General features: G+C 64.9%; 17 protein-coding genes and 1 pseudogene. 9 read left to right on the top strand and 9 right to left on the bottom strand.

What is annotated here, in order from left to right:
- Window positions 1–3: 3 nt before the first annotated feature.
- The 8 genes from pgm to BUB39_RS00050 all read right to left on the bottom strand — a co-directional run bounded on the left by pgm (window position 4) and on the right by BUB39_RS00050 (window position 10,116).
- Window positions 4–1,659 (bottom strand): phosphoglucomutase (alpha-D-glucose-1,6-bisphosphate-dependent), encoded by a 1,656-nt coding sequence (gene pgm, locus BUB39_RS00085; protein ID WP_073050838.1) that lies wholly within the window; start codon window positions 1,657–1,659, stop codon window positions 4–6.
- Window positions 1,660–1,816: 157 nt separating this feature from the next.
- Window positions 1,817–2,836: a diguanylate cyclase gene (locus BUB39_RS00080; RefSeq protein WP_073050837.1), complete on the bottom strand. Its 1,020-nt coding sequence runs from the start codon at window positions 2,834–2,836 to the stop codon at window positions 1,817–1,819.
- Window positions 2,837–2,846: 10 nt separating this feature from the next.
- A complete protein-coding gene (gene cheB / locus BUB39_RS00075) occupies window positions 2,847–3,866 on the bottom strand; it encodes a chemotaxis response regulator protein-glutamate methylesterase (protein WP_073050836.1) in 1,020 nt (339 codons plus the stop codon).
- Window positions 3,867–3,897: 31 nt separating this feature from the next.
- Window positions 3,898–6,150 carry a hybrid sensor histidine kinase/response regulator gene (locus BUB39_RS00070; RefSeq protein ID WP_073050835.1) on the bottom strand — a complete coding sequence of 751 codons (2,253 nt, stop codon included), beginning with the start codon at window positions 6,148–6,150 and terminating at the stop codon, window positions 3,898–3,900.
- Complete coding sequence (locus tag BUB39_RS00065) at window positions 6,147–6,761, bottom strand: chemotaxis protein CheW (protein WP_073050834.1); 615 nt, start codon at window positions 6,759–6,761, stop codon at window positions 6,147–6,149. Before BUB39_RS00065 ends, BUB39_RS00070 begins: the two co-directional genes overlap by 4 nt.
- Window positions 6,758–7,903 (bottom strand): CheR family methyltransferase, encoded by a 1,146-nt coding sequence (locus tag BUB39_RS00060; protein ID WP_244540188.1) that lies wholly within the window; start codon window positions 7,901–7,903, stop codon window positions 6,758–6,760. Before BUB39_RS00060 ends, BUB39_RS00065 begins: the two co-directional genes overlap by 4 nt.
- 95 nt (window positions 7,904–7,998) lie before the next feature.
- The gene (locus BUB39_RS00055) at window positions 7,999–8,463 is read right to left on the bottom strand and encodes a chemotaxis protein CheW (RefSeq protein WP_073050833.1); all 465 of its coding nucleotides are present in this window, start codon (window positions 8,461–8,463) and stop codon (window positions 7,999–8,001) included.
- A 24-nt stretch (window positions 8,464–8,487) separates the two neighbouring features.
- Complete coding sequence (locus BUB39_RS00050) at window positions 8,488–10,116, bottom strand: methyl-accepting chemotaxis protein (RefSeq protein ID WP_073050831.1); 1,629 nt, start codon at window positions 10,114–10,116, stop codon at window positions 8,488–8,490.
- Here BUB39_RS00050 and BUB39_RS25085 point away from each other — a divergent pair.
- The 9 genes from BUB39_RS25085 (at window position 10,100) to BUB39_RS00010 (ending at window position 19,387) form a co-directional block, all read left to right on the top strand.
- Window positions 10,100–10,288 (top strand): hypothetical protein, encoded by a 189-nt coding sequence (locus BUB39_RS25085; protein ID WP_139251289.1) that lies wholly within the window; start codon window positions 10,100–10,102, stop codon window positions 10,286–10,288. The genes BUB39_RS00050 and BUB39_RS25085 overlap by 17 nt on opposite strands.
- A gap of 64 nt (window positions 10,289–10,352) precedes the next feature.
- Window positions 10,353–10,826, top strand: coding sequence for a VOC family protein (locus BUB39_RS00045; RefSeq protein ID WP_073050829.1), 474 nt, complete (start codon window positions 10,353–10,355; stop codon window positions 10,824–10,826).
- A 108-nt stretch (window positions 10,827–10,934) separates the two neighbouring features.
- Complete coding sequence (locus BUB39_RS00040; protein ID WP_073050828.1) at window positions 10,935–11,303, top strand: hypothetical protein; 369 nt, start codon at window positions 10,935–10,937, stop codon at window positions 11,301–11,303.
- 253 nt (window positions 11,304–11,556) lie between these two features.
- Entirely contained in the window at window positions 11,557–11,643 is an 87-nt protein-coding gene (locus BUB39_RS25945; protein ID WP_073050827.1) for a potassium-transporting ATPase subunit F, read from the top strand.
- Window positions 11,644–11,659: 16 nt separating this feature from the next.
- Complete coding sequence (kdpA, locus tag BUB39_RS00030) at window positions 11,660–13,369, top strand: potassium-transporting ATPase subunit KdpA (RefSeq protein ID WP_073050826.1); 1,710 nt, start codon at window positions 11,660–11,662, stop codon at window positions 13,367–13,369.
- 11 nt (window positions 13,370–13,380) lie between these two features.
- Complete coding sequence (gene kdpB / locus BUB39_RS00025) at window positions 13,381–15,438, top strand: potassium-transporting ATPase subunit KdpB (protein WP_073050825.1); 2,058 nt, start codon at window positions 13,381–13,383, stop codon at window positions 15,436–15,438.
- Between the two features lie 2 nt (window positions 15,439–15,440).
- Window positions 15,441–16,010, top strand: coding sequence for a potassium-transporting ATPase subunit KdpC (gene kdpC / locus BUB39_RS00020; protein WP_073050824.1), 570 nt, complete (start codon window positions 15,441–15,443; stop codon window positions 16,008–16,010).
- A 9-nt stretch (window positions 16,011–16,019) separates the two neighbouring features.
- The gene (locus BUB39_RS00015) at window positions 16,020–18,701 is read left to right on the top strand and encodes a sensor histidine kinase (protein ID WP_073050822.1); all 2,682 of its coding nucleotides are present in this window, start codon (window positions 16,020–16,022) and stop codon (window positions 18,699–18,701) included.
- Complete coding sequence (locus BUB39_RS00010; RefSeq protein ID WP_073050821.1) at window positions 18,698–19,387, top strand: response regulator; 690 nt, start codon at window positions 18,698–18,700, stop codon at window positions 19,385–19,387. Before BUB39_RS00015 ends, BUB39_RS00010 begins: the two co-directional genes overlap by 4 nt.
- Window positions 19,388–19,457: 70 nt before the next feature.
- Here the strand turns inward: BUB39_RS00010 and BUB39_RS00005 are convergent.
- Window positions 19,458–19,676, bottom strand: a pseudogene (locus BUB39_RS00005) (manganese catalase family protein); the annotation flags it as partial.

The raw sequence follows: 19,676 nt of genomic DNA, 5'->3' as shown, positions 1-19,676 counted from the left end.
GGCCTACTTCGCCTCAAACACCGCCGAGATCACGGCCTGGGCGTCGGTTTGCACCCGCTTCAGATGCTCCGCGCTCAGGAAGCTCTCGGCGTAAATCTTGTACACCTCTTCGGTGCCCGAGGGCCGTGCGGCGAACCAGCCGTTGCGGGTGACAACCTTGACGCCGCCGATCGGTTCGTTATTGCCGGGCGCGCGCGTCAATCTTGCCTCGATCGGCTCGCCGGCGAGTTCCGTCGCCGCGATCTGTGCGGGATCGAGCTTCGAGAGCAGCATCTTCTGTTCGGCTGTGGCCGGCGCGTCGATGCGGGCATAGAAGGATTGGCCGAGATCGGCGGTCACCGACGCGTAGAGCTGGCTCGGATCCATGCCAGTGCGCGCCGTGATCTCGGCGGCCAACAAGCCCATGATGAGGCCGTCCTTGTCGGTCGTCCACACCTGGCCGTCGCGGCGAAGGAAGGAGGCGCCGGCGCTTTCCTCGCCGCCAAAGGCGAGCGTGCCCTCGATCAGCCCCTTGCTGAACCATTTGAAGCCCACGGGCACCTCGACGAGCCGCCGGCCCATCTTGGCCGTGACGCGGTCGATCATGCCGCTGGAGACGGCCGTCTTGCCGATGCCGCTCGCGCTATCCCATTCCGGCCTGTTGGCGCAGAGATAGGCGACGGAGGCCGCCAGGAAGGCGTTCGGATTCATCAGCCCGCCTGACGGCGTGACGATCCCGTGCCGATCGGCGTCGGTGTCGTTGGCGAAGGCGACGTCGAACTTGTCACGAAGAGCGATCAGAGGCGCCATCGCATAGGGCGACGAGCAGTCCATGCGGATCTTGCCGTCCCAGTCGGCGGTCATGAAGGCGAAGGTCTGGTCGACCACGTCGTTGACCACAGTCGCATCGATGCCGTAGCGCTCGATGACCGGCTGCCAGTAGTTGACCGCAGCGCCTCCCAACGGATCGATGCCGATCCTCACGCCCGCGCCGCGGATCGCGTCCATGTCGATGACATTGGCAAGGTCGGCGACATAGGGCGTGACGAAATCATAGGGGTGAATGCACGCGGCCTTTCGGGCACGCGCATAGGGCATGCGCAGGACGCCCTCGAGCTTGGCGAGGAGGAAGGCGTTGGCCTGCTTGCCGATCCAGCCGGTGACGTCGACATCGGCCGGGCCGCCGTTGGTCGGATTGTATTTGAAGCCGCCTTCGTCGGGGGGATTGTGCGACGGGCTGATTACGATGCCGTCGGCGAGGCCCTCGGTGCGACCCCGGTTATAAGTGAGGATGGCATGCGAGATGACAGGCGTCGGCGTGTAGCCGCCCTGCGCGTCGATCATCGTCTCGACGCCGTTCGCCGCGAGCACCTCGATGGCGCTGGTCTGCGCCGCTTCCGACAGGGCATGGCTGTCCATGCCCAGGAATAGCGGACCGGTGATCCCCGCCTGGCGGCGATAGAGGCAGACGGCCTGCGTGATCGCCAGGATGTGCCACTCGTTGAAGGCGGCGGCAAAGGCGGAACCACGATGGCCCGAGGTCCCGAAAGAGACCCTTTGCGCGGCAACCTCGGCGTCGGGTGTCAACGCGAAATAGGCGGTCATCAGGCGGGGAATATTGGCCAGCATCGCGCGGGGAACAGGCTTCCCCGCCAGTGAGCTCAGTCTCGTGTCCGACATAGTGTTGTCCCTGCGATCGCATCCTGACGCCAATGGGATTGGCATCCTATCCGCTTGAGATGAAGGCCGCATCTCATTTGCCAAGGACTGCAAGCACCCAAGCGGAAACTCGTGAAGAACTCAGGCGCCCGGTGAGTTTTTGGCTATGCCGATGGGGCTAGTCTGTCTGCATATCGGCCAGCTCGACGCGCGAGCGTCCGGCCGCCTTGGCGCGGAAGAGCGCGAGGTCCGCGGCGTTGATGGCACTTTCGAGCGTCAGACCTTCGCGCGGCGCGACAGCGGCGACGCCGGCGCTGATTGTCAGATAGCCGTCGCCATGGGCGATCGTGAGATCGCGAACGCCTTGCACGATGCGATCGGCAATCTGTCCGGCGGCGTCCAGCGGTGTATCCAGCAGGACGATGATGAATTCCTCGCCGCCGAAGCGCGCCGCCAGGTCAGCCGGGCGACTGGCGCCGGTCTGGATGACGCCGGCTACCTTTTTCAGGACCTCGTCGCCGGCCAGATGGCCATAGGTATCATTATAGCGCTTGAAATAGTCGACATCGATCATGATCAGCGACATCTGGGCGCCGGTTCGGGCAGCGCGTCGCCATTCGGCCTCGATATATTCGTTGAAGTACCGCCGATTGCCGAGCCCGGTGAGCCCGTCGATCCGGGTCAGCCGCTCCAGTTCGAGATTGGCGATCATCAACTGGCGCTGGCTTTCCCGCAGGGCGGCATAGGCGGCGTCGCGTTGGACGTGATCCAGATAGGCGCGGGTGTGATAGCGGATACGCGCGATGAGCTCGACCCGGTCGGGGAGCTTCACCAGATAGTCGTTGGCGCCGGCACGGAACGCGTCGCTCTTGATCGACGGATCTTCCTTCGTCGAGAGAACGATGACCGGGACGGCATGCGTCGTCGCCTTGCCGCGATATTGGCGAACGAGATCGAGCCCGTCGATGCCGGGCATCACGAGATCCTGCAGGATGACCGTCGGCTTGACCTCGTCCGCAACGCGGAGCGCATCGAGTGGATTGGTGCAGTAGTGGAAGTCGAGATCCGCTTCGCCGGCCAGTGCGCGTCGCACTGCCTCGCAGATCAGCACTTGATCGTCGATCAAGAGGACCATGGAGTTGTAATTCTCGGCCGGTGCAAGGGATGACGCCGCATCCGCGTCCGGTTGGCCAGTCATGCTGCCCTCTTCAGAATGATCGCAGACTGGCTTCGACGAGCCGGCCGGCAATCGCATTGAGTGGAAGAATCTCAGAAGCCGCATCGAGCGCGGCAGCCGCTTTCGGCATTCCGTAGACGGCGCTTGTCGCCTTGTCCTGCGCAATCGTCAGATGGTGACGATCGCGCAGCATTTTCAAGCCCTTGGCTCCATCTCTGCCCATTCCGGTCAAAAGTACGCCACACAATTCGCCGCGCCATCGCAGCGCCGCGCTCTCGAAAAACACGTCGACGGATGGCCTATAGGGATAATCGCGCGGTTCGGACGTATAGCCGAGTTCACCGGTCGATTTGAAGACGAGGTGGTCGCCCGTCGCCGCGACCAATACGACGCCTGTCTCCGGCCGGTCGCCTTCCGCCGCGGTTCGGACCGAAAGAGCTGTGTGCTGGCCAAGCCAGTCCGCGAGGCCCGGAGCGAATTTCTCATCGACATGCTGGATCAGCACGAGCGCCGCGCAAAAATCTTCAGGAAGACCACCAAGAACCGTCGCCACCGCAGCCGGGCCGCCCGCCGAGGCGCCGATCGCAACGAGCTTTCGGGCGCTGCGTGGCTCGCGGCTGTGCGACCCCTGCGGGGCTCGCGGTACGCGGTTATCGCCCATCAGCTTGCGGATCGTCGTGATCTTCGAGCGGAGGAGGTCGGCCTGTTCGGCAAGCTCACCGTTCTGGCCGACAGAGGGGATATCCACAGCGTCGAGCGCGCCATACCCCATCGCTTCATAGACACCCGCGACATTCGCATCGATGCTCGCCGTGACCAGCAAGATCGGGCAGGGGGTTTCGGTCATGATCCGCCGGGTCGCCTCGACGCCGTCCATCTCGGGCATAGTGACGTCCATCAATACGAGATCGGGCAAATCGCGCCGGCAGGCCTCCACCGCCTCCCGCCCGTTGGCGGCGGTCCAGGCCAGCTGGTGTTCGGGCGTCGCCGCGATCAGCCGTCGCAGCAACTCGACGGCCATCGGCAGATCATTGACCACGGCGATCCTCATTGTCTCGCTCCCTGTCGGCGCACGTTCTGCATCACTCTGATGCCTCTCCGATCAGGTCCGCCACGGCGTGGATCAAAGTCTCGTCGTGAAAGCTTCCCTTCGTCAGATAATAGTCCGCTCCGGCGTCGAGACCACGTCGGCGGTCTTCTTCGCGATCCTTGTAGGAAACGATCATCACCGGCAGGCTGCGCAGCCGGCCGTCCTGCTTGATTAGCGTGACCAGCTCGATCCCGTCCATGCGCGGCATGTCGACATCCGTCACCACGAGGTCGAAGCTGTCGGCCCGCACGGCGTTCCAGCCGTCCATTCCGTCGACGGCCACCTCGACCTCATAGCCGTGATGATCCAGCAGCTTGCGCTCCAGTTCGCGGACGGTAAGCGAATCGTCCACCACCAGGATGCGCTTGCGGGGCCGCTCATCGGCCTTGGCGAGGCCATGTCGCAGTGTGCGCAAACGGCCCGAACCGGCGAGTTTCTCGGCTGAACGGATCAGGTCGTCGATGTCGATGATCAGGACTGGCGAGCCATCCTCCATGAGCGCGGCGGCACTGACATCCTTGACCTTGGAGAGGCGAGGATCGAGCGGGCGGACGACGAGTTCACGTTCGCCGAGGAAGCGGTCGACGATCAGGCCGTAGGAGTCCGCGTCTTCGCCGATGACGACCACCGCGAGATCCTCGCTTGTGGATCGCGGCTCGCCTCGTTCCAGCAGTTCATGCGCCGTGATGAGCCCAACCTGGCGCGCACCGAAGCGAAAATGAGGCCGTCCCGCGAGCACTTCGATCGCGTCGCGCGGCAGGCGCAAGGTCCGCGTGATGCCGGCGAGCGGAAAGGCATAGGGCTCGCCAGCGATCTCGACGAGCAGCGTGCGCACCACGGACAGGGTCAGCGGGAGCTGCAGCTGGAACTGCGTGCCCGTACCAGGCTGCGTCGTGACACTGGCAACGCCGCGTACCTGCTTCGCCATGCTCTGCACGGCATCGAGCCCAACGCCGCGGCCGGAAATGTCGGTGACCGTCGGCTTCATCGAAAAGCCCGGCAAGAACAGGAATGCGAGCAGTTCAGCCTCGCTGAGGCTCGCCGCTGTCGCCTCGCTCGTCAGGTTGCGCGTGACGATGGCGCGGCGCAGCCTGTCAATATCGATGCCGCGGCCGTCGTCGGCGACGATGATTTGCAGCAGCCCCGCATTGTGCCTGGCTTCGAGACGGATCACCCCTTCCGGCGGTTTGCCGGCGGCTATGCGCTCCTCGGGCATTTCCAGGCCGTGATCGACGGCGTTGCGCAGCAGGTGACCGAGGGGTGCATCGAGCTGATCGAGAATGTCGCGGTCGATGCCGTTGGAGCCGCCAACGATCTCAAGACTGACCGTCTTGCCGAGCGCGCGGCCGAGATCGCGCACCATGCGCGAATAATGGCGCACACCATCCTCGAAGGGCCGCATCCGGCTCTCGATCGTTTCGGCATAAAGCCGGTTGGCAAGGTCCGTCGCGCGGCGATCGATCGCGTCGAGCTCGGCAAGTCGGTCGGCTAGGAAGTCACGACTTTCGGCGAGCCGGTCCCGCGCTTCGCCGAATGCCTGGCTGGTCTGCGGATCGCCGCCCTGTGGCGGGAGCGTGGCGCGGAGATCGTCGAGGGCTTTTGCAAGGCTCGCGTGATGACGCTTGAGGCGCTGCAGGGCATCGGCAAAGGGGCGAAGACGGCGGGCCTCCATCAAGGATTCGCCTGCCAGTCCCAGCAGGCGGTTCATGCCCTCGGCCGTGATACGCACCATCCGGTCCGACCCGCCGGCCGATGGCGTCGCGTCGCCGGTCGCAACGTCCGTCGCGGCGGTTCCCTCCCTGGCGGGAGCCGGTTCCAGCGCTATGGCGTCATCCGCTGGCGCCGCGCTGCCCGATGCGACGGCCTGCTCGAGCTGCCGCTCGAATTCGGCGACCCTCGGAAGGGCCGCGTCGCCGCCTTCAGGCGTCCCGGATGCCACGAGCGCTAGAAGATCGACGCCTTGCAGCAGGATATCGATATGATCGCGACCGAGACGAAGCCTGCCGTGTTGTGCGGCGACGAGGCACTCCTCCATCACATGCGCGACGCGGACAGCGGGGGCTAGATCGATGATGCGCGCGGCGCCCTTAAGCGAATGGGCAGCGCGCATGCAGGCTTCGAGGTGAATCGCTGAAATAGGATCCCGCTCGAGCGCCAGCAGGCCGTCCGTAAGCGCCGCCGACTGCGACTGAAGCTCGGCGCGGAACAGGTCCAGCAGGGAGAACTGGCTGAGATCCTCGCTCACGCGATGCTCCGATCGAGCGTGTCGAGGACAAGCTGATCGTCGAGCCGGCCGACGCTGTGTCCCTGCCACGGGATGATGGCAGTCGCGAAAGGCAACGCAGCCTTGCCGATGGTCGCCGGCGTCGCGGTGAGATCGCGCGTGGAATAGCGGTGAATCCCGTGCACCTCGTCAGCCGGGAATGCCAGGCGGCGGCCCTCCTTGCCGATCACGACGATGCGCTCAAAGGTCTTCATCCGCTCGCCGCGTTCGCTGGACAAGCTATCGCCGATCCCGAGCAGCGCCGCCAGCGATACGCACACGAGAAGTTCGCCACGTACATTGACGATGCCGAGCAGCAATTCGTCGCGCCGGTGCGGCAACGAGTGGATGCGTCGCGGCTCGGCGATTTCATGGAAGAGCACGGTCGACAGCGCGAGCCATTCGTCGCCGATGCGGAAGATCACAACTGTCTCTTCGCGTGAACCCGGATCGGAGGCAGCGTCGGCAGCACGAGCCGCGGTCGCGAAATGCTGCGCCCATTCCTCGCGGTAGCCGCTCGGCAACGGACGGTCGAGGAGGCTGCCGGCGCTCCCGCTGGTCTTGGTCGCTGCGGTTTCAGAACTGCCGCTCATGGCACGCGGCTCCTCTTTTCAAGCCTTGCCAGCCGCGCGCTCAGCACTTTGGCACCGTCCAGGTCTCCCTGACGTTGCAGCAGCAGTGCCAGATGCGCTAGCGTCTCGCGATGATCGGGAGCGAGATAGAGCGTCTTGCGATAATTCTCGATCGCGCGATCGGGCTCTTTGCCCGCGTCATGCGCCAGTCCCAGCAGGTAATAGACCTCGGCGGCGGGTCCGAAGCGATCGATGTGCTGGCCGGCAGCCGCCTTCGCCTCGTCGAGCTGCCCGGCATTGGCGGCGCGTTCGATGGCCGCGAGGCTCGACCGCATGAGATCGGCGGTTGTCTCGGGGCGGGCAGAGGCGGCGGACAAACGAGACGTCGGCCGGGTTGGAGAGGGAGTGGCCGGGCGCAGCACGCGCTGGGGTTTGACCTTCGGGGCAGGGGGAAGTGTTGGGCGCGGGGTGGTCTCCGCCTCCTGCTTCAAGAAGGCAAAGGCCATCGGCATGCGAGCGGAAACGAAGCCGCACAGCCCGGGCAGGCTCGATTCCGCTGGTCCGACCAGCAACATGCCGCCGGGCGCGAGAATCGCGCGCAGGTGCGCAAGGGCCCGTTCCTGACGCGTGCGATCGAAATAGATCAAAAGGTTTCGGCAGAACACCACGTCATAGAGTTCGGAAGGCGCGGTGGCGGTCACGTCGAAAAGGTTCGCGGCCCGGAAGGTAACTTGCCGCAGCACTGTCGCCACAGGACGATAGCCGCCTGGAACTTGCTCGCAGAAGCGAGCCCGGAAGGCGAGGTCTTCGCCGCGGAACGAGTTGCGGCCATACACGGCCTGTTCCGCTTCGGCGATGTTGCGTGTCGATACGTCGATGCCTTCTATATGAAAATCGGAGGCTGCAAAGCCGGCGTCGAACATCGCCATCGCTGCCGAATAGGGTTCTTCGCCGGTCGAGCAGGGGAGGCTGAGGATGCGGATGTGCTGACCCGGCCGGCGGTTTGCCCGGGCATGTCGCGCCAAGGCCGCAAAAGCCTCGCGATCGCGGAAGAACCAGGTTTCGGGAATCACGACGGCATTGATCAGTTCCTGCAATTCATGGCGCGATCCCGTGACGAGGCGCCAATAGGCCGCGGGCTCTGTCAGATGCGTCGCTGCCATCCGCTGCTTGAGGGCGAACTGGATGCCAGAGCCGCTGACGGACTCGGCATTCATGCCGATCGCGGCGTGGAGCAGCTTTTCGATGTCGGTGGTGATCAAATCTCTGCCCCGCCATCTTGGAACAGGATGGCACGGATCTCGGGCGTTAGCAGGGCCTCGGCGCGAATCCACTGGATGAGCCCGTCCGCATCCGAGGCAACCGGGCCGAGATAGGCCGGCGTTCCCGCCTCGACGCCCGTCGGCACGAAATCGGACGCCTCCCGCGCGACCGTTTCGATGATCCGCTCCGCGCACAGGGCAAGGCGCCGCTGCGTTCCCTCGGCGGAAGGATAGCGGATGAGAATGATCCGCGTGCTCATGACGGCTGCCGACGGCCGGCCGAGAGCGAGGCTGGAAAGGTCGATCAGCGGGACAGGTGCGCCATGGTAGTTGATTGCGCCGACGACACCCTCCGGTGCGCCCGGCAGGGCCTTGGCCGCCATGAAGGGCAGGACCTGCTCGATCTGTTCGGCGTCCAGGACGTAGCGGTCCTTGCCGATGCGGAACATCAGGAACAGCATTGGCTAGCCCTCAACTTCGGCCGATCAGGCACGCAGCTTGAACCGCGAGATCGCGCTGCGTAGACCGTTTGAAACCTCGTTGAGTTCGTCGATGGCAAGCGTCGATTGCTGCAGCGATTCAACGGTCTGTTGTGCGGCCTCGGAGAGCTGCATGAGAGCCTCGCTGATCTGGCCGGCGCCCGTCGCCTGAGCCTGCATACCTTCGTTGGCGATCTCGAAATGCGGCACAAGTCCCTGCACCTGCTGGATGATCTCGCTGAGCTGGCCGCCGACCTGCTGCATCTCGGTCATGCCGCGCCGCACTTCTTCCGAAAATTTGTCCATGCCCATCACGCCTGCGGCCACGGCGGATTGGATGTCCTTGACCATCTGCTCGATGTCATAGGTCGAGACGGCGGTCTGGTCGGCGAGGCGGCGGATTTCGGTCGCGACGACGGCAAAGCCGCGGCCATATTGTCCCGCCTTCTCGGCCTCGATGGCGGCATTCAGCGACAGCAGATTGGTCTGGTCGGCGACCTTCGTGATGGTGGTGACGACCTGGTTGATGTTGCCGGCCTTTTCGCTGAGCACCGCGAGTTTGGCATTGATGGCGCTGGCTGCGTCCATGACGTGCCGCATGGTGGCTTCCATACGGGCGAGCCCCGCCTGGCCGCCGCCGGCCAGCGTCGCGGTCTGCTCCGCGACGGCCGAGACCTCGTCCATGGTCCGAACCAGTTCATTCGAGGTTGCCGAGATTTCCTTCGACGTCGCGCCGATCTCGGTCGTCGTGGCAGCGATCTCGTTCGCCGTCGCCTGCTGCTCCTTCGACGTCGCCGCGACCTCGGTGATCGAGGTGTTGACCTGAATGCTGGAGCGCTGAACCTGGCCGATCAGGGTGGTGAGATCGTCGGCCATGCCGTTAAATCCGTCGGCGAGGGTCGCGAACTCATCGCGATGATCGAGCTGGAGCCGACGACTGAAATCGCCTTGGCGCATCACCTCGACAAGCCCGAGCAGCCTGCCGAGCGGGACCGTAATGGCGCGGAACAGCAAATAGCCTGCAAGCATCGCCAGAATGACCGCGATGACGAAGCCGATGGCGAGCACGAGTTCGGCGGAACGCACGATCGAGACGATGCGTTGCGTCGAGAAGGTCGTTTCCGCCTGATGATAGGCCGCCATGGCGTCGATCGCATCGCCGATCTTGCTGATCCTCGGTTCGAGATCGCGCCGGACCGCGGCGAGAATTGTTTGGCTTGACGCACCCGATGTCGCGGAGGCGATCAGGGCGTTCTCGGCGGAGAGATAGTCCTCGCCGAGACCGGACAATGTCAGGTCGTTCTGGCGATCCTGATCGGTGTCGATCGTCTGCTTGTAGGCGCTGATCAGGCTATTGATTGCCTCACGGTTGGCGGTGATGGCGCTGACGGCGCGGGCTCGCGCTGCGGCATCCTCGCTGAGCGCGAGTTCCCGCAGCAGGCTGTGCGCCTCGTTCCAGGCGGCGCGCATCCTCAGGCTCGCAGCAAGCGCCGGAACCGAATCGGCCTCCACGACGATCGCTTCGCGTTCGGTCTGGAGGAACCAGTAATAGGCAGTGCCGGCCATCGCCGTGAGGACCACGAGCACCGCCAGGAAGCTCACGAGGATTCGTTGGCGTATGGACAAGTTCTTCATGGGCTTTTTCCGTCAACAAGGCGCAGGCGAACGGGTGTCCATCGATCAGGCGCCATTCCTTGAGGCGACCATGTCATCGATTGGTTTCAGCTCCGTTGCGCTTGTAATTGGCATTTGCCGACGGATTTTGACGGAAACGGACGGTAAGCACGGCCAATCTTCATCGCCGTGAAGGTCATTGGCCTCCGCCCCATCTCGGACGATAATCGATCGTGGCCGACAGGGAGGAACGTCCAATGGCCAAGAACACGATCTGCCTCTGGTATGACGGCGAGGCGGCGGAGGCGGCGCGCTTCTATGCGAGCGTGTTTCCGGACAGCAGCGTCGAGGCGGTTCATCGCGCCCCCGGCGATTTTCCAGGTGGCAAGCAGGGTGACGTCCTGACCGTGCAGTTTACGGTCGCGGGCGTTTCGTGCCTCGGCCTCAATGGCGGGCCCACATTCAAGCACAGCGAAGCCTTTTCATTCCAGATCGCGACCGATGATCAGGAAGAGACCGACCGCTACTGGAATGCCATCGTCGGCAATGGCGGGCAGGAGAGCGCCTGCGGTTGGTGCCGCGACAAATGGGGCCTCTCCTGGCAGATCACGCCGCGCGCACTGATGGATGCGCTCGCCGCTGGCGGCGATGAGGCGAAACGGGCTTTCGACGCGATGATGACGATGACGAAGATCGACATCGCGGCGATTGAGGCGGCACGTCGGGGCTGAGTGGGCGCAGCATCGCCCACATTCATCTGCGCGGAGTCCGGGTTTTCCTAGACTTCGCCGCCCACCGCCCCATCTTGATGGCTCAAGGCAAAGTGGGGCTCCGAGCTTATGAAGCAAACCGATACGCCGTTCATCGACCAAATGGCGGAAGCGTCGCCCGCGCTCAAAGACGCCCGCGATGCGGCGGTCGATCATTGGGCGCCGGAAGAGGTGTCTTCGGCCGTCCTTCTGCTCGCGCTCGGCCATCGGCTGGCGGACGAGTTCAAGGCGGGTGACGCGCATGCCATCAGTAGCGTTTTCGAGAGGATCGAACATGCGCTGGCGGAAGGCGACGCCGACGCGCAGGCAGCGGCGTCGGCCATGATCGAGGCCGCCGTCGCGCGCGCCGTCGACCTCGGTACGTGGCCGGAGATGCGCCTAATGTTTGGCGACAAATCGGCAGCCCATGCGCTGAACTGCATGACCCTCGACCGTTAGGTCGAAAACGAGCGGGCCGCCCCGATTTCACGGGCGTCCCCAGCCCAGCGCCGTGGCTGATCCTTTATCTTTTCTTGATGCGGCGACCCGATGTCCGCAATCGATCGCTGACCTCATTCCGCGACATGCTCGGCCCGGATCAACATCGGGAGACGCGCCATGGCGGACGTCATCTTTCTCTTCATCGGCATAGGCTCGCTTCTGGCGCTCGGCGCCTACGGCCGGCTGCTCACCCGGCTTTCGTGAGGCCCAGATGATCGAGCCACTCATCGGCCTCGGCGTGGCGTTGCTGGTCGCCGCCTATCTGATCGTCACGCTTCTTCATCCTGAGAAATTCTAGGCGTTCGGAGCGTTTCATGTCCTTCGTCGGATGGCTGCAGATCGCAGCCTTGTTCCTTGCCGTCCTTGCGGTGATCAAACCGCTCGGCCTCTATATGGCGCGCGTCTTCCAGGGCGAGCGCACATTCATCTCGCCCGTGCTCGCACCCGTCGAGCGAGGGTTCTATCGGCTCGCTGGCGTCGACGACCAGCGCGAGCAAGGGTGGCTCGCCTACGCGTTTGCCATGCTCGCCTTCTCGATCGCGGGCTTTGTCTCGCTTTACGCGATCCTGCGTCTTCAGGCCTTTCTGCCGTTCAATCCGCAAGGCTTTACCGGCGTCGCGCCGGATCTGGCCTTCAACACGGCCATCAGCTTTCTGACCAATACCAACTGGCAGAACTATGCTGGTGAAACGACCATGAGCCAGTTCAGCCAGATGGCGGGGCTGACCGTGCATAACTTCCTGTCGGCCGCCAGCGGGATCGCGATGGCGATGGCGCTCACGCGCGCCTTCGCGCGCTCCAAGGCCAAGACGCTCGGCAATTTCTGGGTCGACCTCACTCGCGCGACGCTCTACGTGCTGCTGCCGCTGGCGATTGTGGTGACGGTCGTCTTCATCGCCATGGGACTGCCGCAGACGCTCGGCGCCTCGATCACGGCAACGACGCTTGAGGGGGCGCATCAGGTCATTGCGCTGGGGCCGGTCGCGAGCCAGGAGGCGATCAAGCAGCTCGGCACCAATGGTGGCGGCTTCTTCAACGTCAATGCCGCGCATCCGTTCGAGAATCCGACCGCGCTTTCGAACCTTCTCAATATCTTCGCGATGCTCTCGGTCTCGGCAGCCCTCGTCTACACCTTCGGCCAGATGGTCGGCGAGCGCCGGCAGGGCTGGGCCTTCCTGGCGACCATTGCGATCCTGCTGATCGTCGGCGTTGGCGTCGTCTATTGGGCCGAGGCACAGGGCAATCCGATCCTGACGGCGCTCGGGCTCGATGCGTCGGGCGGCAACATGGAAGGCAAGGAAGTGCGCTTCGGCCAGTCGGCGAGCGCGCTCTATGCCGCGGTGACAACCGGACTTTCCGACGGCGGCGTCAACGCGATGCATGGCTCGCTGACCGGACTTGGCGGCCTCGTGCCGATGTTCTTGATCCAGCTCGGCGAAGTGCTGCCGGGTGGCGTCGGGTCGGGACTATACGGGTTGATCGTCTTTGCGATCCTCGCCGTCTTTGTCGCCGGGTTGATGGTCGGCCGCACGCCGGAACTGCTCGGCAAGAAGATCGACGGCCGCGAGATGAAGTTTGCGATGCTGGCCGTGCTCATCCTTCCGCTGGCCATCCTCGGATTTACGGCGGTGTCGGTGATGATCCCCGCAGGCGTCGCCAGCATCGGCACGCCCGGGCCGCATGGACTTTCCGAGATTCTCTATGCCTACAGCTCGGCGGCCGGCAACAACGGCTCCGCCTTTGGCGGCCTCTCCGGCAACACGCCCTGGTACAACGCGACGCTCGCCATCGCCATGCTGCTCGGCCGCTTCGCTTATGTGATCCCGGTCCTCGCCATTGCAGGCTCGATCGCAGCCAAGGTCAGGGCGCCCGCCTCGAGCGGCACCTTTCCGACGCATGGGCCGCTCTTCGTCGGTCTTCTGATCGGCGTCATCCTTATCCTTGGTGGCCTGCAATTCTTTCCGGCCCTGGCGCTCGGCCCGATCGTCGAACACTTCGCCACGCTGGCCGGCCAGACTTACTGAAGGGAACAATCATGTCGTCCACCCATCGCCCGGCCGCGGCCAAGAACCGGGCATCCGGAATTCTTGATCCGGCGATCCTCGTTCCGGCCGTTGGCTCCGCTTTCGCGAAGCTCGATCCACGCCAATTGATGCGCAATCCTGTGATCTTCGTGACCGAGATCGTCGCGGCTCTCGTGACGCTGTTCTTTGTGCGCGATCTGCTGGTTCATGAGGAGGCGGGCTTTTCCGGGCAGATCGCGGCCTGGCTCTGGTTCACCGTGCTGTTCGCCACCTTTGCAGAGGCCGTTGCGGAAGGACGCGGCCGGGCACAGGCAGACAGCCTGAAGCGCAGCCGTTCAGACCTTTCCGCCCGCCGGCTCGCAGCCCAAGGCGAGGCCACGGAAACGGTCGCGGCAACGGATTTGAGAATCGGCGATGTCGTGCTCGTCGAGACGGGGGAGCTGATCCCGGGCGACGGCGAAGTCATCGAAGGCATCGCCTCCGTCAACGAAAGCGCCGTCACCGGAGAATCCGCGCCGGTGATCCGCGAGGCGGGCGGCGACCGGTCCGCCGTGACGGGCGGAACGCAGGTGCTGTCTGACCGCTTGAAGATCCGCATCACGACGGCGCCGGGGTCGAGCTTTGTCGATCGCATGATCGCCCTCATCGAAGGTGCGAAGCGCCAGAAGACGCCGAACGAGATCGCGCTGTCGATCCTGTTGTCGGGCCTGACGCTGATCTTCCTGATTGCCGTCGTGACGCTCTGGGGTCTTGCCCTCTATTCCGGCACGGTCCTGTCTGTGACCGTGCTCGCCGCGCTGCTGGTGACGCTGATTCCGACCACCATCGGCGGCCTGCTCTCGGCGATCGGCATCGCCGGCATGGACCGCCTGGTACGGTTCAACGTCATCGCCACGTCGGGCAGGGCCGTCGAGGCGGCTGGCGATGTCGATACGCTCCTGCTCGACAAGACCGGAACCATCACCTTCGGCAACCGCATGGCGACCGATTTCCTGCCGGCTCCGGCCGTCAGTGACGCGGATATCGCCGAGGCCGCGCTGCTCGCGAGCCTTGCCGATGAGACGCCCGAAGGCCGCTCGATCGTGGCGCTGGCGAAGGGCGAATATGCCATTTCGTCTCTCGATGTGACGCCCGACGCGATCATTCCCTTCGCAGCTGAGACGCGGCTGTCCGGCGTCGATATCGGCGGACGGCGCATCAGGAAGGGGGCGGTGGATGCCGTTCTGCGCTTTGCCGGCATCGGCCCCGATCGCATCCCGCCTGCGTTCCAGGCCGATGTCGACCGGATAGCCCGCAGCGGCGGGACGCCGCTCGCGGTCTCTGATGGCGAAAGGTTGCTCGGCGTCATCCATCTCAAGGATGTGGTCAAGCCGGGCATCAAGGAGCGCTTCCAGCAGATGCGGTCCATGGGCATCCGCACCGTCATGGTCACCGGCGACAATCCGGTCACGGCCGCGACGATCGCATCCGAAGCCGGCGTCGATGATTTCCTCGCCGAGGCGAAACCCGAGGACAAGCTCGCTTATATCCGGAAGGAACAGGAGGGCGGCCGGCTGATCGCCATGTGCGGCGACGGCACCAACGACGCACCCGCCCTGGCGCAGGCCGATGTCGGCGTTGCCATGCAGACCGGCACACAGGCTGCCCGGGAGGCAGCCAATATGGTCGACCTCGATTCAAGCCCCACCAAGCTCATCGAGATCGTCGAAATCGGCAAGCAGCTGCTGATGACCCGCGGCTCGCTGACGACCTTCTCGATCGCCAATGATGTCGCGAAGTATTTTGCGATCATTCCGGCGCTGTTCGTCGCGACTTATCCTGCGCTCGCCGCCCTCAATATCATGGCGCTCGGATCGCCGCGCTCGGCCATCCTGTCCGCCGTGATCTTCAACGCGCTGATCATCGTGGCACTCATTCCGCTCGCATTGAAGGGCGTTTCCTATCGTCCGGTCGGCGCGGCGGCGCTGCTTCGTCGCAATCTTCTTGTCTACGGCCTCGGCGGTTTGGTCCTGCCTTTCGCGGGCATCAAGCTCGTCGATCTCGCCGTCAACGCCCTCCATCTGGTGTAGCCATGCTCACTCACATCCGGCCCGCGCTCGTGCTGACGGCGCTGTTCACCCTTCTGCTCGGTCTTGCTTATCCGCTTGCGATGACCGGCATCGCCGGGCTCGCCTTTCCCCGGCAGGCCGGTGGCAGCCTCATCGAGCGCGGCGGCATCGTCGTCGGCTCTGAACTGATCGGGCAGTCCTTCGCCTCGGATCGCTATTTCTGGCCGCGCCCCTCCGCGACCGGGCCTGACGCCTATAATGCATCGGCGTCATCCGGCTCCAATCTTGGCCCGACCTCGGCCAAGCTGCGGGATACGGTTGCCGCCAATATCGCGAAGCTGCGCGCTTCAGGCGTGACGGGCCCGGTTCCGGCGGACGCCGTTACCGCGTCCGGCTCCGGCCTCGATCCCGATATCTCGACGGAATTCGCCCATGTACAGGCTCCACGGATAGCGGCGGCCCGCGGATTGAGCGAGAAGGATGTTTGGGATCTCATCGCGGAGGTTCAGGAGGGTCGGCTCATGGGCTTCATCGGCGAGCCGCGCGTCAATGTTCTGAAGCTCAATCTGGCGCTCGATAAACTGCAAGGCTGATCCGCCGTCATGTCGGACCGCAAAGGGAATGACGAGAGGCTCGATCCGGATCTGCTGCTGGCCTCGGCTGGCGCAGAAGGCCGCGGTCGGCTGACCGTCTTTCTCGGTGCGGCGCCCGGCGTCGGCAAGACCTATGCGATGCTGTCGCGGGCCGGCCGGCTTCGCGACAGCGGAATCGACGTCGTGATCGGCCTTGTGGAAACCCATGGCCGCGCCGACACGGCGGCTCTGCTGGCCGGTCTCGAGGTGCTGCCGCGGCGGCCGGCTGCCGAGAACCGCGGAATCGAGGCCTTCGACCTCGACGCGGCGCTGGCGCGCCATCCCCGGGTCATGATCGTCGACGAGTTGGCCGCCAGCAATCCGACGGGCTCGCGCCACCCCAAGCGCTACCAGGACATCGAGGAACTGCTCGGTGCCGGCATCGATGTCTGGACCGCCCTCAACATCCAGCATCTCGAAAGCCTGGCCGACGTCGTGGCCGACATCACGGGCGTGCGGGTCCGCGAGCGCGTGCCTGATGTCGTGCTGAGCAAGTCCGATGAGGTCGTGCTGGTCGATCTGCCGCCGGCCGAACTCATCGAACGACTGAAGGACGGTAAGGTCTATCTGCCCGACAATGCCCGGCGAGCCAGCGAGCTGTTTTTTCGCCTCGGCAATCTGACCGCGCTCCGCGAACTGGCGCTGCGACGTACCGCCGACCTCGTCGACGACGACGTGGTCGATTACGTGAAGCGGCACGCCATCAAGGGCGCCTGGGCCAGTTCCGAGCGGCTGATCGTCTGCATCGGGCCGGATGGGCTGTCCGAGCGTGTGGTGCGAACGGCGAGCCGGCTGGCCTCGGGTCTCAACGCGCCCTTCATCGTCGTTTCGCTCGAGCGAGCGGATCACGAGGTGCGCGCCGACGATCCCGCACGGATCGATGCCTTGTTCCGCCTTGCCGAAAGCCTCGGCGGCGAGACGCGGCGGCTGGTCTCAACCGATTTCGTGTCGGATCTGCTGAAACTCGCACGCAGCGAGCATGCCACGCAGTTTGTCGTTGGCTCCAAGATTCGCCGACGCTGGTGGCCGTTTCGCGGCCCGACGCTTGGCGAGGCGCTGGTCGCGCGGGCGGGCGGGCTGGCCGTCCATCTGATTACCGAGGAACGTGACGAGCAGCCGCGTCCGGCGCGTCCGCGACGCAGGCTGTTCGTGCAGGTGTCGGCCGTTGCCCACGCCGTGGCCTCTGTGGCGCTTGCCACGGCGCTGGGCGTCGCCATCGGACGGTTGGTGCCGCTGTCCAACGTTTCGCTGCTCTTTCTGCTTGCCGTCGTGGTCTCGGCCATCCGTGCCGGCCATGTCGCGGCGCTCATCGCCGCTGTGCTTTCCGGTCTCGCTTACAATTTCTTCTTCATCCAGCCGCTTTACACCTTCACGATCGCGTCGCCGCACGAGGTCTTCGCCTTCACTGTCTTCCTCGTCGCGGCGCTCTTCGCAGGCGGGCTCGCCTCGCGGGTCCGCGAACAGGCCGAGATGGCGCGCGCAAGAGCCGTCGCGGTGCAGTCGCTCTATGATTTCGCGCGAAAGCTCTCCCGGACCGCACGGACGGAAGATGTGCTCTGGGCGGCCGTTTCCCAGCTCAATGAGAGTTTCGGCCGGCCAGCCGTGCTGCTCATGCCCAATGGCGAGGAATTGACGACGGCCGCAGCCTGGCCGCCTGACGCCGAACTCGACGTGACCGACATGACCGCCGGCCGCTGGGCCTTCGAGCACAACGAGCCGGCCGGTCAGCGGACGGGCACGCTGCCGGCCAGCGCCTATCAGTTCCGTCCGTTGAGCAGCCCGCATGGCGTGGTCGGCGTCTGCGGCATCGGCTGGGGCGGGCAGGAGATCGACGGCCAGTCGGAGCGCATGCTGCTTGCCGTGATGGACCAGGCCGCAATCGCCATCGACCGCGCTCGCCTCGCGGATGAAAGCATCGCTCAGGCGACCCGCCTGCAGAGCGAAACGCTGCGCGCGGCTCTTCTTTCGTCCATCTCGCATGACCTGCGCACACCCTTGGCGACCATCACGGGTGCCGTCACAAGCCTCCGCGAACTCGGCGACCGCATGGAACCGGAAAGCCGTGACGACCTGCTGCTGACGATCGAGGAAGAGGGCGCGCGCCTCAGCCGCTTCGTCGCCAATCTCCTAGACATGACGCGGATCGAGTCCGGATCGCTCGAGGTGCGGCGCGACTGGCTCGACGTCGCCGATGTGATCCGCGCCGCGGTCGAGCGCTGCCGGCGCTATTTCCCCGACCTGGTGGTCGAGACCAGCATCGCGGCGGACCTGCCGCTAATGCAGGGGGACGGTGTCCTGCTGGGCCAGGTTCTGTTTAATCTCCTCGACAACGCCTCCAAATATGCGGCTGGCGAACCTGTCAGGATCTATGCGAGGCGTGAGGCGGATGCGATCGTCATCTCCGTCACCGATCTTGGAAGCGGAATTGCAAAGGCGGATTTGGAGACCGTGTTCGACAAGTTCTATCGGCGCGGCAAGGCCGACGGACGCGCGCCGGGCACCGGGCTCGGCCTTTCGATCGCGCGCGGCTTTGTCGAGGCGATGGGCGGCACGATCCACGCGGAAAGTCCGGCCCAGCGCCGTCGGGGCACGCGCATGGTGATCCGCTTCCCGCTGCCGGAGCCCGGCAAGACGATAGCGGCCCTGCCATGAGCGGCGATCGGATCCTGGTCGTCGACGACGAGCCGCAGATCCAGCGTTTCCTGCGGCCGGCTTTGGCGGCGGCGGGCTATGACGTGATCGAGGCCGCGACCGGCGCCGAAGCGCTGAAGCTCGCGGCCACGACCGCGCCTGACATCGTTATCCTCGACCTCGGCCTCCCGGACATGGACGGCAAGGACGTCGTCGCGAAGCTGCGCGGCTGGAGCGAGATTCCCATCATCATCCTTTCAGCACGCGACCGCGAGAGCGAGAAGATCGCCGCGCTCGATCTCGGCGCCGACGATTATATCGAAAAGCCGTTCGGGATCGGCGAACTGACGGCGCGTATCCGCACGGCGCTTCGCCATCGGCGGCGCCAGTCCGGCGAGCTGGAAACCGTGTCGGTCGATGGCGTCGAGATCGACACGGTGCGCCGTCTGGTCACGCGTGACGGCCTGATGGTGAAGCTGACGCCCAAGGAATATGATCTCCTCGTCCTTCTCGCGCGTCATGCCGGCCGCGTCGTCACGCACAAGACGCTGCTGACCTCGGTCTGGGGGCCGGCGCATGGCGACGACCTGCATTATCTGCGCGTCTTCGTCGGTCAACTGCGGCAGAAAATCGAGCGCGACCCGGCGCATCCAACGATCATCCGCACCGAGCCCGGTGTCGGCTACCGATTTGTCGACGAGCAATAGGCCAGATCGAGCGGCCTAGCGCCGCCCGACTTTGTATGCGGCCTTGCTTCTATCGCGCGGCGGCCAGCATCTACCGAGACTTCTTGTAGAGCTTCTCGGCGATCTCGAACATTTCCTCCGGCGCGTAGTCGGGCGTGAAGGCCGACGGGACGCCGGTCAGCTGGTGGATCTTGCCGCCTTCCGGCATGCCCTCGACGATCTCGAGTTCGCCCGGCGGATCGCCCGGCAGCGCCTGCTCGCCTTCCCAGATGCCTGCCATATCGCGGTAGTCATCGGGGCTGAAGGTGTA

The sequence above is a fragment of the Kaistia soli DSM 19436 genome (assembly GCF_900129325.1).
In the GTDB taxonomy this organism is placed as follows: Bacteria; Pseudomonadota; Alphaproteobacteria; order Rhizobiales; family Kaistiaceae; genus Kaistia; species Kaistia soli.
This window is presented reverse-complemented; position numbering and strand designations above follow the sequence as displayed.